This window comes from Nocardia sienata NBRC 100364 (assembly GCF_001613205.1).
Classification (GTDB): domain Bacteria; phylum Actinomycetota; class Actinomycetes; order Mycobacteriales; family Mycobacteriaceae; genus Nocardia; species Nocardia sienata.
The window spans coordinates 26,384-39,013 of sequence record NZ_BDBX01000017.1; the positions used below are offsets into that span (position 1 = coordinate 26,384).

The following is a 12,630-nucleotide window of genomic DNA, read 5'->3' on the forward strand; positions in this document are numbered from 1 at the left end:
AGATCCTCCCGATCTCCCCCGGCACGTCTACCAGAGTCGCGCTATCGATTTCGAAGAATCGCGATATTCCCGGGAATTCGCGGGAAATACTTTTCGAAACAGGGGGCCTCGACCTCGTGCGCCGAAGGCGCGCCAATACTATTGCCCGGTGGCTGAGCGCATACCCGTGGTGATCGTGGCCGGATTCCTCGGCGCCGGAAAGACCACCCTGCTCAACGACCTGTTGCGCAACAACCGGGGCACCCGGATCGGGGTGGTGGTCAACGATTTCGGTGCGGTGAACATCGACGCGATGCTGGTGGCGGGCCAGGTCGACGCCATGGTGTCGCTGGGCAACGGTTGTGTGTGCTGCGCGGTGGATGTCTCCGAGCTCGACGAGCTGTTCACCCGGTTGACCGATCCCCGCGCCGGTATCGATGTGATCGTGGTGGAGGCCAGCGGACTGGCCGAACCGCGCAATCTGGTGCGCATGGTGGTGGGCAGCGAGAACTCCCGGATCCGCTACGGCGGACTGCTCGAGGTGGTGGACGCGGGGGAGTTCGCCGGGAGCCGGGCCCGGCATCCGGAACTGGCGAGTCATCTGCGCCTGGCCGATCTGGTGGTGGTGAACAAGGCCGACCGGATCGATGCGGCGCAACTGGACCGGTTGCGCGCCGAGATCATGGAACTGACCGGTGGCGCACCGGTGTACGCGACCACGCGCGGGCGGATCGATCCCGGATTGCTGTTCGATCCGCGCCGCCGTGGCGAACCCCGCATCGGCGAGCAGTTGAGTCTCGACGAACTGCTGCGCGAGGAGCACGCGCACGACGAGCACGACGGTGACCACCGGCATCTGCACGACGACTACACCAGTGTGACGTTCACCGAGACCGCGGCACTGCATCCGCGCAGGATGGTCGATTTCCTGGAGAAACCACCCGCCGGGCTGTTCCGGGCGAAAGGTTTCGTCACCTTCGCCACGCCGGGACCCGGCCGTTTCCTGTTGCACCTGGTCGGCCGGGCGATCACGCTGGAGCCGGCCGGCCGGACCACCCGCGGCGCCGGAACGGAACTGGTGCTCATCGGCACCGGTCTGGATACCGACGCGGTGCTGGAAGGGCTGCGGGCGACCGTCCACGGCGGACCCGGCACGCCGGCCGACCAGGAGATGCTGGCGGTCTGGCGCTACGTCCCCGATATCGCGTCCGCGGCGGCCGACGACGACTACCCGCAGGCGTTGACCCATTCGGAGAGCCCGTCGGCGAACAGCTGACGTTTCCAGATCGGCACTTCGTGTTTGATCCGGTCCACCAGTGTCGAGCACGCCGCGAATGCCTCGGCGCGATGCGGTGCGGCCACCGCCGTCACGATCGCCAGATCACCCACCACCAGATCGCCGACGCGGTGCACGGCAGCCACCGGCAGGCCGCTCGATCGGGCGACCGAGGCGCAGCACTCGCGCAGGAAGCGGAGCGCTTGCGGATGCGCCGAGTACTCCAGCGCCGAAACCGCCTGTCCGCCGTCGTGATCGCGGACCACGCCGGTGAACAACACGACCGCCCCATAGTGCGATCCGCGGACGGCCGCGTCGACCACCGCGGGATCCAAAGGCCGGTCGCTGATCTCGGCGAGCCGGACTGCGCCGAGGGCCGCGGGGTTCTCGCGGCCGGGGGTTCCCAGGGACAGATCAGGCATGCGCGCTCTCGTTTCCGCTATTCGTCTCCCGCGGCGCACCGGGGTGCTCCCGCGCCCTGTCGTGATCGTGCGCGCCGCCGCCGGCCACCTGCGCGAGCAGATGCGTGAGCAGCGGTTCCAGTACCGCGATACCGTCTTTCACCCCGCCCGGGGAACCGGGCAGATTCACCACCACCGAACGGCCGGCCAGACCCGCGACGCCGCGACTGAGCGCCGCGAGCGGGAACTTCGCCGTACCGCGCTGCCGGATCGCCTCGGCGACACCGGGCAGTTCCCGGTCCAGGACGGCCGCGGTCGCCTCAGGGGTGTGGTCGGTGGGGGAGGCGCCGGTACCGCCGGTGGTCACCACCAGGTCGGGGCTGGTGCGCAGCGCGTCGGCCAGACCGTCGGAGATGTCGGCGTCGGCGTAGACGAGGGGTCCGCGCACGGTGTATCCGAGATCGCGCAGCCACGACACCAGCCGCGGTCCGGTGGTGTCGGTACGGGTTCCGGCCGCCGCGCCGGTGGAGGCCACGAGCACCACCGCGGTGCCGCTGATATCGCTTCGGGGAGTGGCCGCATGCGTTTCCGGTTCGGAGTGCGGCACCGGACGTGGGGTGGCGCCGGTAGCGGCCGGTGCCTGCGCGCGGGTCCAGTGGCCGCGTTTTCCGCCCTCTTTGCTGAGCAGGCGCACGCCGTTCAGCTCTGCCGCCGGGTCCACCGCTTTCACCATGTCGTGCAGGGTGAGACCGGCCACGGCCACCGCGGTCAGCGCTTCCATCTCCACCCCGGTGGGGCCGGTGGTTTTGGCGGTGGCCTCGATGGTGATGGTGGAGTCGGTGAAACCGAATTCGACCTTCACCGAGGACAGCGCGAGCTGATGGCACAGCGGGATCAGTTCGGCGGTCTTCTTGGCGCCCGCGATCCCGGCCAGCCGGGCGGTCGCGAGAACATCGGCCTTCGGCATATCGTCGGCGCGCACCAGCGCCACCACCTCGGCGGTGGTGCGCAATTCGCCCCCGGCGACGGCGATCCGCGCGGTATCGGCCTTGGCGCTCACATCCACCATGCGGGCGCGGCCTTCGGCATCCACATGTGACAACTCGCTCATAGTTCCCACACTCGCACAGTCGCGCCGGGCGCGAGTTCGGTCACCGCGGCCGGAATATCGATCAGCACATCGGCCGCCGCCATACTCGCGACGAGATGGGAACCGGGTCCGGAAACCACCTCCACGGCGTGCGGCCGCGTCCCGTTACGGACCAGCCGCCCGCGCAGGAACTGGCGGCGGCCCTCGGGGGAACGGCGCACCGCGCCCAGCAGCGGAAGTTCGTATTCGGGTACCGGGTCCAGCCCGGAGAGGCGCCGCAGGATCGGCCGGGCCAGCACCTCGAACGACACCACCGCGCTCACCGGGTTCCCCGGGAAACTCAGCACCGGCACCCCGTCCACGACCGTGAGGCCCTGAGGGCCGCCCGGCTGCATCGCCACCGAGCCGAACTCGCCCCCGAGCGGGATGAGAACCTCCCGGACGACCTCGAAATCGCCCTTGGACACCCCGCCCGTGGTGATCACCAGATCGGCGGCGGCGGTCGCGGAGTACAGCAGCTGCCGGAACTCCGCGGGTTCGTCACCGCAGTGCTCGACACCGGCCACCGCGACACCGTTGGCGGTGAGCGCGGCCGCCAGTGCGATGCCGTTGGAGTTGTAGATCTGCCCCGGTCGCAGCTCGGCGCCGGCGGGCACCAACTCGTTCCCGGTGCTGATGACGACCGCCCGCAGCGGTGTGAAGACCGGGACCCCGCCCACGCCCGCCGCGGCCAGCGCCGCGATATGACGCGGGGCCAGCACGGTCGCGGCCGGGACCAGTTCGGCACCCGCCCGGATATCGCTGCCGGGCTCCCGGACGAATTCGCCGGCCGAGCGGCCGCGGGTGATCCGTACCGAGTGCTCGTCGGCGGTCGTATCCTCCACCGGGACCACGCTGTCGGCGCCGGCCGGGAGCGGCGCCCCGGTCATCACCTTGCGCGCGGTCCCCGGTGCCAGCGTGACACCGCCGGGATCACCGGCGGCGATCACGCCGGTCAGCGGCAGGGTCACCGGGGTGACCGCGACATCCTGCGAGCGCACGGCGTAGCCGTCCATGGCGGAGTTGCGGAAAACGGGCAGATCGATCGGCGCCTGCTGATCCCGGGCCAGCCGGCGACCGAGCGCCGCGGCCACCGGGACGTCCTCCACCGGCCGGGCGGCAAGCGGCCGCAACAGCTGTTCGATGGCGTCGCGGTAATCGTCCGCCGACCGGACCGGACGACTGGCGGGCCGAGAGATCATAGGCCCAGACTAGCCGCGCGCGCCGGACGGTCATCGCCTGTCGGGGCCTGCGGCGATGCTCGGCTCGGGCGCCCGAGACCGGCCGGATGACGCGGTGTCTCGATATCTCTGCGGACCCGGCGTACATAATGGAGGTGTGACGCTGGTCGAAATGGGGATTCCCACCGTGCGGTCCGGGCGCCCCTCTCTCGATGGACGTCCGGAAACGCCGCTGCTGGTGGATCGATTCGGCCGGATCGCGCGGGATCTGCGGGTGTCCATCACGGAGAAGTGCTCGCTGCGCTGTACCTACTGCATGCCCGAGGAAGGGCTGCCGGCCATCCCGCCCGCGGAATTGCTCACGGCGGCCGAGATCGTTCGCCTGGTCACGCTGGCCGTTCGCGAACTGGGTGTGCGCGAGGTGCGGTTCACCGGCGGCGAACCGCTGATGCGCCGCGATCTGGAGGAGATCGTGGCCGGTTGTCACGCGGCGGTACCGGAGGTGCCCCTGGCCATGACCTCCAACGGGGTCGGCCTGCAGCATCGCGCTGCCGGGCTGGCCGCCGCCGGGCTGAGTCGGGTCAATATCTCCCTCGATACCGTGGACCGGGCCGATTTCGCCCGGTTGACCCGCCGCGACCGGCTGGATTCGGCGATGTCGGGTATCCGTGCCGCCGTCGCGGCCGGGCTGGCGCCGGTGAAGCTGAACGCGGTCCTCATGCGGCAGACCCTGCACGGTGCCACGGATCTGCTGCGCTGGTGCCTGGACGAAGGGTGCGAACTGCGGTTCATCGAGGAGATGCCGCTGGACGCCGACCACGAGTGGGCGCGGGCCAATATGGTGACCGCCGCCGAACTGCTCGAGGTGCTGGGCGCCCGGTTCCGGCTCACCGCCGTCGGCCGCGAGGATCCGGCCGCACCCGCGGAGTCCTGGCTGGTCGACGGGGGCCCCGCGACCGTCGGCATCATCGCCTCGGTGACCCGTAAATTCTGCGATACCTGTGACCGCACCCGGCTCACCGCCGACGGTATGCTGCGGTCCTGCCTGTTCAGTGATCAGGAGTTCGATCTGCGCGCGAGTCTGCGGGCCGGGGCGAGCGATGAGGAACTCGCGCAGCTGTGGCGCGGTGCGATGTGGCAGAAATGGGCGGGTCACGGTATCGATGCCGAGGATTTCGTCCCCCCGGAACGCACGATGGGAGCAATAGGTGGTTGAGGTCCGCTACTTCGCCGCCGTCGCCGACGCGGTCGGTAAGGACGCCGAGACCCTGGACCTGCCGCCCGGCGCCACGATCGCCGACCTCCGTTCCCGGCTGAGCGCGGTCTACGGTCCGGATCTGGACAAGATGCTCGGTGTCTGCGCCTACCTGATGGGTGACGAGCTGACCCGCGACAGCGGTGCGACACTGACCTCGCGTGTCGATGTCATGCCACCCTTCGCGGGCGGCTGATCCGAGGCACGACAGGACGAAAGCTGTTTCGTGGTGCGGTGTTGCGGCCCGGACTCCCGGTCGTCGAATGGTCGCGCCGCGACGGTCCGACTCGGTGCCGGGGCGACTCGCCGCGCTCAGCGCCACCAATCGTCGAGCGGACTCACCGGCACCGTGCGCTTGTGCCGGGTGGTGCGGAAGATCGTTTCGATACGCTTCGCGACCTCGTCGGTGACGTCCTTGCCCTCGAGGTAGTCGTCGATCTCGCTGTAGCGCAGGCCGAGTGCTTCCTCGTCGGGCAGCGCCGGGCGATCGTCCTCCAGATCCGCGGTCGGCACCTTGGACGACAGTCGGGAGGGTGCGCCCAGTTCTTCGAGCAGTGCGGCACCCTGCCGTTTGGTCAAGCCGGCCAGGGGGGTCACGTCCACGCCGCCGTCACCGTATTTGGTGAAGAACCCGGTGACCGCTTCGGCGGCGTGATCGGTCCCGATCACCAGCAGGTTCTCCTGGCCTGCGATGGCGTACTGGATCACCATCCGCTCGCGGGCCTTGATGTTGCCGCGCACGAAATCCCGTAGTTTGCCGACCTTGAGCGCCGAGGCCACCTCCGCCGCCACGGCGTTGGCACCCGGCCGGACGTTCACGACCACCGATTCGTCGGGCGCGACGAAGGTCATGGCGACGCGGGCGTCGGCTTCGTCGGATTGAACGCCGTAGGGTAGCCGCACCGCGACGAATCGGACCTCGTGACCTTCGGCGCGCAGCTCTTCGGCGGCCAATTGGCACAGCCGTCCGGCGAGGGCGCTGTCCTGGCCCCCGCTGATGCCGAGTACGAAACCCTTCGCCGGTGTGGCGCGCAGATAGTCCTTCAGGAAATCGACGCGGCGCCGAACCTCGTCCTTCGGTTCGATGTTCGGCCGCACACCCAGTTCGGAGATGATCTGTTCACGCAGGTTTCCCATGCCGGACCACTCTACTGCTCGGTGGAAACGGCCACGCGACGAACAAGGGCTTCCCAGTTGTCGCCGATCTGCTCGCGTGTGTAACCGAGCGCGCGCAGCTGATGCAGGACCAGCGCGGCCCCGAGCCCGGCCAGCAGGGAGTCGGCCAGCAGTGCGGGATCGCCCGGGGTGCCCGCCTCGCGCAGCAGCATCGTCACATGGGTTTTCAGTACGAGGTAGGGCCGGCTGCCGAAATGGTCTTCGGAGGAGCCGAGTTCGGCCGCGCGATACAGTTCTCCCGCCACTTCGAGATCCCGTAGCCGGGCCCGCCCGAACGCGACGAGCCGCTCCACCGGGGGCGCGCCCGGCCCCAGCGGCGGTGGGCCGAAGATGAATGCCTCCTGCGCCTGGGTCTCGGAATGGTCCAGCAGCGCGTACATCAGGCCGGTGCGGTTGCCGAAGCGCCGGAAGACCGTGCCTTTGCCGACCCCGGCGCGCTTGGCGAGCGCGTCCATGGTGAGTGCGTCCACGCCGTGGTCGCGCACCAGTTCCTGTGCGGCGTCGAGCAGCCGGCGCCGGTTGCGCGCGGCATCGGCGCGTTCGGCGGGTTCGGCGGTACCGGGTAGTTCGGGTCCCACCGGCTGCGGGCGGGCGCGCGGCGCGAGCTGCTCGGCGGGCACCGGCGCGGTGGTGCGGTGCGGTTCACCCGGAGGTCCGGATTCGGTGGAGTCCGGACTGAGTGTGTCGTAGTTCACGGCGCGGTGGGTCCCTCCGGAGGAATGTAGCGGACCGTGGTCCGGTTGGGTCTGGGCAGTGGGATCGTCACACAACTAGTACCGCAGGAGTGAACATGAGCCAGACCCGTATCGTCGCCCTCGTCGGCAGCCTTCGCGACGCCTCGGTCAGCCGGCAGGTCGCCGAGGCGGCGGCCTCCACCGCGCCCGCGGGCGCCGAGGTCTCCATCTACGAAGGTATCGGTGATATCCCGTTCTACAACGAAGATATCGATATCGCGGGTTCGGTACCGGCCGCCGCCCAGGCGCTGCGCGACGCGGTCGCGGCGAGCGACGGTCTGCTGTTGGTCACCCCGGAATATAACGGCACCCTGCCGGCGGTACTGAAGAATGCGATCGATTGGCTGTCGCGGCCCTACGGCGCGGGCGCTATCAGCGGTAAGCCGGTGGCCGTGCTCAGCGGTTCGATCAGCCCCAACGCCGCCCGGTGGGCGCACGCCGACGCGGTCAAGTCCGTGGGTATCGCCGGTGGGAAGGTCGTCGAGGAAGCGCATCTGCACTATGCCGGTTGGGGTGAGCGCTTCGCTGCCGGGCATCCGCGTGAGGATGCCGAGGCGCAGCGCGAACTGACCGAGTCGGTGAAGGTTCTGGTCACCGCGGCCAGCGGGGAACTCGTCTCCGCCTGATAACGACGCATCGAGGGCCGCTCCGTCCGAGGACGGGGCGGCCCTCGCGTTTCCGATCGGTCGGTTTCCTACGGGACTCGAGGGCCTGCTGGGACTCGTAGCGACTGGTGTGGCGGGCGTAGTCTCCTGGGTTTGCTGAAAGAGAGCTGGTCCGGTCGGTTTGTGATCTGGACCACGGTGAATGCGGCGTGTCGAGTTGTTGTCCTGCGGCTTACAGCGGTGAAATCACATGGTTGTGACTCGCAACATCTCGTGTTGTTTCTTTCTGTCGGCCACTAGGTGTAGTGTCATCGATGCCTGGAGGCGGCGGCGCAATCGGCCCGCCGGCACCGGGTGGAACCGGCCCGGACATGGCGTTTCAGGGTCGGTCCTCGGAGTTTGCGCAGATCATCCGATCGTGCCGACACACCGCACAACACAGACGGGTCACCGGCTGGATAAGGCATGCGGTGGGCTCGGCCCGGAGGGCGGCGGACCGTCACCACGAAGGACCGCGAACACCGCACAGAGGCACAGGAGAGAGGGACTCGAATGATCACCGTGTACACCAAGCCCGCTTGCGTGCAGTGCAACGCCACCTACAAGGCCCTCGACAAGGCCGGGGTGGAATACGAGGTCGTCGATATCTCCACCGATGCCGATGCCCGCGACTACGTGATGGCCCTCGGTTACCTGCAGGCCCCCGTCGTCGTCTCCGGTGACGAGCACTGGTCCGGTTTCCGGCCCGACCGCATCAAGGCGCTGGCCACCGTCGCCGCCTGAGTGCGTCAGCCCGGCGGCGGCAGCGCAGCGTGACCACAAAGGGCCCGCGCTCCGGCGTGACGGACACAGCCTGAGTGTGTCAGGCCCGGTGAGCGGCAGCGCAGTGTAACCACAAAGGGCCCGCGCTCAGGTGCGATGGGCACAGCCCGAGCCGGCAGCGCGCCCGACCAGGTCGGGGGAACAGGGGAGGTGAGATGTCCGAATCGCATACGCTGGTCTATTTCTCCAGTGCGTCGGAGAACACCCACCGGTTCGTCGAGAAGCTGGATATCCCGGCACTCCGGATCCCCCTGCACACCACCGGCTCGTTGCGGGTCGACGAACCCTACGTGCTGATCGTCCCCACCTACGGGGGCGGTCGGCACGTACTCGGTTCGACACGTTCCGACAAGGAATTCGTCCCGCGCCAGGTCGCCAAGTTCCTCAACGATCCGCACAACCGCGCCCTGTTGCGCGGCGTAATCGCGGCCGGGAACACGAACTTCGGCGACACCTTCTGCTTCGCAGGTGATGTCATCTCGCGTAAATGCGGGGTGCCCTACCTGTACCGCTTCGAACTCATGGGAACCGCCGAGGACGTCGACCGCGTCCGTGAGGGATTGGGATTGTTTTGGCAGCAACAACGACAGCACCAGCAGGTATGACCGCCCGCCTGGAGCAGCCCCCGCAGCGCGCCGGCGAACCCGGTGAGGTCCTGGACTACCACGCCCTCAACGCGATGCTGAACCTGTACGGTCCGAACGGCGAGATCCAGTTCGACAAGGATCGCGAGGCCGCGCACCAGTACTTCCTGCAGCACGTCAACCAGAACACCGTCTTCTTCCACAACCTCGACGAGAAGCTCGACTACCTCGTCGAGGAGAACTACTACGAGTCCGAGGTGCTCGAGCAGTACAGCCGGGCCTTCGTGAAGAAGCTGTTCCAGCAGGCCTACGCCAAGAAGTTCCGGTTCCCCACCTTCCTCGGCGCGTTCAAGTACTACACCTCCTACACGCTGAAAACCTTCGACGGAAAGCGTTACCTGGAGCGATTCGAGGACCGGGTGTGCATGGTCGCGCTGACCCTGGCCGCGGGCGACGAGGTACTCGCGAGCAAGCTGGTCGAAGAGATCATCGACGGCCGTTTCCAGCCGGCCACCCCGACCTTCCTCAACTCCGGGAAAAAGCAGCGCGGCGAGCCCGTGTCGTGCTTTCTTCTTCGCATAGAGGACAATATGGAGTCCATCGGGCGCTCCATCAACTCCGCGCTGCAGCTGTCCAAGCGCGGCGGCGGGGTCGCGCTGCTGCTCAGCAATATCCGTGAGCACGGGGCCCCGATCAAGAAGATCGAGAACCAGTCCTCGGGCGTCATCCCGATCATGAAACTGCTCGAGGATTCCTTCTCCTACGCCAACCAGCTCGGTGCGCGCCAGGGCGCGGGCGCGGTGTACCTGCACGCCCACCACCCCGATATCTACCGCTTCCTCGACACCAAGCGGGAGAACGCGGACGAGAAGATTCGCATCAAAACGCTCTCGCTGGGCGTGGTGATCCCGGACATCACCTTCGAACTGGCCAAGAAGAACGAGGACATGTACCTGTTCTCGCCCTATGACGTAGAACGTATCTACGGCAAGCCGTTCGCCGATGTCGACGTCACCGAGAAGTACTACGAGATGGTCGACGACAAGCGGATCCGCAAGTCCAAGATCAAGGCGCGCGAGTTCTTCCAGACCATCGCCGAGCTGCAGTTCGAATCCGGTTACCCCTACATCATGTTCGAGGACACGGTGAACCGGGCCAACCCGATCGCCGGCAAGATCACCCACTCCAACCTGTGCTCGGAGATCCTGCAGGTCTCCACCCCGTCGATCTACAACGACGACCTCACCTACGCGCAGGTGGGCAAGGACATCTCCTGCAACCTGGGATCGCTCAATATCGCCAAGGCGATGGATTCCCCGGATTTCGCGCGCACCATCGAGGTCGCCATCCGGGCCCTGACCGCCGTCTCCGATCAGACCCATATCCACTCGGTGCCCTCGATCGAACAGGGCAACAACTCCTCGCATGCCATCGGCCTCGGCCAGATGAACCTGCACGGCTACCTGGCCCGCGAGCACATCTACTACGGGTCCGACGAAGGCCTGGATTTCACGAACATCTACTTCTACACCGTCGTCTACCACGCCCTGCGGGCCTCGAATCTGCTCGCGCGGGAACGGGGTACGTACTTCGGCGGGTTCCCCGAATCCAAGTACGCCTCCGGGGAGTACTTCGACAAGTACACCGACCAGGTGTGGGAACCGAAGACCGAACGGGTGGCCCGGTTGTTCGCCGACGCCGGTATCCGCATCCCCACCCAGGACGACTGGCGGGAACTGAAGGCCGCGGTCATGGAACACGGCCTCTACAACCAGAACCTGCAGGCCGTCCCGCCGACCGGGTCGATCTCCTACATCAACCACTCCACCAGTTCCATCCATCCGGTGGCGTCGAAGATCGAGATCCGCAAGGAAGGCAAGATCGGCCGCGTCTACTACCCGGCCCCGTACATGACCAACGAGAACCTGGACTATTACCAGGACGCGTACGAGATCGGCTACGAGAAGATCATCGACACCTACGCCGCGGCCACCCAGCACGTGGACCAGGGCCTGTCGCTGACGCTGTTCTTCAAGGACACGGCCACCACCCGCGACCTGAACAAGGCCCAGATCTACGCCTGGCGCAAGGGCATCAAAACCCTCTACTACATCCGCCTGCGGCAGATGGCGCTGGAGGGCACCGAGGTCGAGGGCTGCGTGAGCTGCATGCTCTGAGAGCCTGGGTCACCCATCCTGCGGTCGCGACATCGGTACCACCTTCGTAGCGGAAGCGTGGTGCCGATGGTCGTTATCGCATGTGGTTGCCGCCACAGCCGTAACACTGTTGGGATAGAGCGGCGGTATCCGGGTGTACCGAGATATGGACGGCACACCCGGAGCGAAGGCGCGGGTGCGGCTCAGTCGGTCAGTGCCGGGAGGACTTCGCGCTCGAAAAGTTCGATACCGCTGGTGTCGTAGGCCGCTTCGGGGAAGTTGAAGATGGCGTAGCCCAGCCCGCGATCACGGACGGCGGACAATTTCTCCACGATCTGTTCCGGGGTGCCGACCGCCGCACCGCCGTTGTTCAGGTTGTCGACGTAGGCGCGGGCCTTCTCCGCGCCCAGGACCGGGGCGATCCGGGCGACATGCTCGGACTTGCGCTGTTCGACCTCGGCCTCGGTGGCGCCGATGGCGACATTGAAGTTGGCGCTGCGCACGATGGCGTCGAAATCGGTGCCGACATCGGCGCAGTGCGCCCGCAGAATCTCCGATTTGTGGGTGAACTCCTCGGGGCTGTTACCGGCGAAGTTCGTGTAGTTCGCGTATTTCGCGGCGATACGCAGGGTTTTCTTCTCGCCGCCGCCCGCGATCCACAGCGGCAGGCCACCCTCCTGGGCGGGTAGCGGGCGCACGATCGCGCCGTCCACCTGGTAGTAGCGGCCGTCGAGGGTGGCCGTGCCGGTTCGCCAGGCCTGACGGAGGGTCTGGACCCCTTCGTCGAGCCGGCCGAGGCGTTCGCCGGCGGTGGGGAAACCGTATCCGTAGGCACGCCATTCGTGTTCGTACCAGCCGCCGCCGATACCCATTTCGGTGCGGCCGCCGGAGATCAGGTCCACCGTCGCCGCGACCTTGGCGAGGTAGGCGGGGTTGCGGTAACTGATCGCCGTACACATCTGGCCCAGCCGCACGCGGGTGGTGGTGGCGGCGAAGGCGGACATGAGGGTCCAGGCCTCGTGGGTGGCTTCCTCGCTCGGCTCCGGAACGGTGTGGAAATGGTCGTACACCCACAGCGACTCCCACACCGGATTCGCATCGGCGCGGGCCGCCAGGCCCCGCATCACCTCCCAGTGGGTAGCGGGATCGAGACCGACCAGGTCGAGACGCCACCCCTGCGGGATGAAGATTCCGAAGCGCACAGCACTCTCCTCCGATGTCGGGCCCGGGGGCCACCGTGAGATATCTCGGGTTCCACTCTGGCGAGATCTCGGCAACCGGGCAACGTTTGTACGCTGCCCGCGTCGAATCGCCGGCGGATGCGGCATCGCC

13 protein-coding genes are annotated in these 12,630 nt (G+C 67.4%); 7 read left to right on the top strand and 6 right to left on the bottom strand.

Annotated features, from left to right (window positions below):
• Positions 1–148 precede the first annotated feature (148 nt).
• Complete coding sequence (locus NS4_RS11405) at positions 149–1,255, top strand: CobW family GTP-binding protein (RefSeq protein WP_157106005.1); 1,107 nt, start codon at positions 149–151, stop codon at positions 1,253–1,255.
• On the opposite strand, the gene NS4_RS11410 is transcribed toward NS4_RS11405, so the two are convergent.
• The 3 genes from NS4_RS11410 to NS4_RS11420 are packed head-to-tail and all read right to left on the bottom strand — an operon-like array spanning position 1,207 to position 3,987.
• Positions 1,207–1,677 carry a molybdenum cofactor biosynthesis protein MoaE gene (locus tag NS4_RS11410; RefSeq protein WP_084487125.1) on the bottom strand — a complete coding sequence of 157 codons (471 nt, stop codon included), beginning with the start codon at positions 1,675–1,677 and terminating at the stop codon, positions 1,207–1,209. The two genes, NS4_RS11405 and NS4_RS11410, sit on opposite strands and share 49 nt — an antisense overlap.
• A complete protein-coding gene (gene moaCB / locus NS4_RS11415) occupies positions 1,670–2,767 on the bottom strand; it encodes a bifunctional molybdenum cofactor biosynthesis protein MoaC/MoaB (RefSeq protein WP_084487126.1) in 1,098 nt (365 codons plus the stop codon). The genes NS4_RS11410 and moaCB overlap by 8 nt, the downstream gene beginning before the upstream one ends.
• Positions 2,764–3,987: a molybdopterin molybdotransferase MoeA gene (locus tag NS4_RS11420; RefSeq protein WP_063059502.1), complete on the bottom strand. Its 1,224-nt coding sequence runs from the start codon at positions 3,985–3,987 to the stop codon at positions 2,764–2,766. Before NS4_RS11420 ends, moaCB begins: the two co-directional genes overlap by 4 nt.
• 136 nt (positions 3,988–4,123) lie before the next feature.
• On the opposite strand from NS4_RS11420, the gene moaA reads away from it, so the two are divergent.
• Positions 4,124–5,182, top strand: a complete 1,059-nt coding sequence (gene moaA / locus NS4_RS11425; RefSeq protein WP_063059503.1) for a GTP 3',8-cyclase MoaA — start codon at positions 4,124–4,126, stop codon at positions 5,180–5,182.
• Entirely contained in the window at positions 5,175–5,417 is a 243-nt protein-coding gene (locus NS4_RS11430; RefSeq protein ID WP_063059504.1) for a MoaD/ThiS family protein, read from the top strand. Before moaA ends, NS4_RS11430 begins: the two co-directional genes overlap by 8 nt.
• Positions 5,418–5,533: 116 nt before the next feature.
• Here NS4_RS11430 and nadE read toward each other — a convergent pair whose 3' ends face one another.
• The gene (nadE, locus tag NS4_RS11435) at positions 5,534–6,358 is read right to left on the bottom strand and encodes an NAD(+) synthase (protein WP_063059505.1); all 825 of its coding nucleotides are present in this window, start codon (positions 6,356–6,358) and stop codon (positions 5,534–5,536) included.
• Positions 6,359–6,369: 11 nt separating this feature from the next.
• Positions 6,370–6,975 (bottom strand): TetR/AcrR family transcriptional regulator, encoded by a 606-nt coding sequence (locus NS4_RS11440; protein WP_063059533.1) that lies wholly within the window; start codon positions 6,973–6,975, stop codon positions 6,370–6,372.
• A gap of 212 nt (positions 6,976–7,187) precedes the next feature.
• Here NS4_RS11440 and NS4_RS11445 point away from each other — a divergent pair, with 212 nt between their 5' ends.
• The 4 genes from NS4_RS11445 (at position 7,188) to nrdE (ending at position 11,319) form a co-directional block, all read left to right on the top strand.
• Positions 7,188–7,757: an NAD(P)H-dependent oxidoreductase gene (locus NS4_RS11445; RefSeq protein WP_063059534.1), complete on the top strand. Its 570-nt coding sequence runs from the start codon at positions 7,188–7,190 to the stop codon at positions 7,755–7,757.
• 531 nt (positions 7,758–8,288) lie between these two features.
• The gene (nrdH, locus tag NS4_RS11450) at positions 8,289–8,519 is read left to right on the top strand and encodes a glutaredoxin-like protein NrdH (protein ID WP_039826068.1); all 231 of its coding nucleotides are present in this window, start codon (positions 8,289–8,291) and stop codon (positions 8,517–8,519) included.
• A gap of 194 nt (positions 8,520–8,713) precedes the next feature.
• Entirely contained in the window at positions 8,714–9,163 is a 450-nt protein-coding gene (gene nrdI, locus NS4_RS11455; RefSeq protein ID WP_063059506.1) for a class Ib ribonucleoside-diphosphate reductase assembly flavoprotein NrdI, read from the top strand.
• Positions 9,160–11,319, top strand: coding sequence for a class 1b ribonucleoside-diphosphate reductase subunit alpha (gene nrdE, locus NS4_RS11460; protein ID WP_063059507.1), 2,160 nt, complete (start codon positions 9,160–9,162; stop codon positions 11,317–11,319). Before nrdI ends, nrdE begins: the two co-directional genes overlap by 4 nt.
• A 182-nt stretch (positions 11,320–11,501) precedes the next feature.
• Here the strand turns inward: nrdE and NS4_RS11465 are convergent, their stop codons facing one another.
• Positions 11,502–12,500 (bottom strand): LLM class F420-dependent oxidoreductase, encoded by a 999-nt coding sequence (locus tag NS4_RS11465; RefSeq protein ID WP_063059508.1) that lies wholly within the window; start codon positions 12,498–12,500, stop codon positions 11,502–11,504.
• Between the last annotated feature and the right edge of the window lie 130 nt (positions 12,501–12,630).

Bases quoted from the DNA above. Each gene is read 5' to 3' on its own strand.
- NS4_RS11420 (WP_063059502.1), bottom strand. From the start codon at position 3,987: ATGATCTCTCGGCCCGCCAGTCGTCCGGTCCGGTCGGCGGACGATTAC.
- nrdH (WP_039826068.1), top strand. From the start codon at position 8,289: ATGATCACCGTGTACACCAAGCCCGCTTGCGTGCAGTGCAACGCCACC.
- NS4_RS11445 (WP_063059534.1), top strand. From the start codon at position 7,188: ATGAGCCAGACCCGTATCGTCGCCCTCGTCGGCAGCCTTCGCGACGCC.
- nrdI (WP_063059506.1), top strand. From the start codon at position 8,714: ATGTCCGAATCGCATACGCTGGTCTATTTCTCCAGTGCGTCGGAGAAC.
- moaCB (WP_084487126.1), bottom strand. From the start codon at position 2,767: ATGAGCGAGTTGTCACATGTGGATGCCGAAGGCCGCGCCCGCATGGTG.
- NS4_RS11410 (WP_084487125.1), bottom strand. From the start codon at position 1,677: ATGCCTGATCTGTCCCTGGGAACCCCCGGCCGCGAGAACCCCGCGGCC.
- nrdE (WP_063059507.1), top strand. From the start codon at position 9,160: ATGACCGCCCGCCTGGAGCAGCCCCCGCAGCGCGCCGGCGAACCCGGT.
- nadE (WP_063059505.1), bottom strand. From the start codon at position 6,358: ATGGGAAACCTGCGTGAACAGATCATCTCCGAACTGGGTGTGCGGCCG.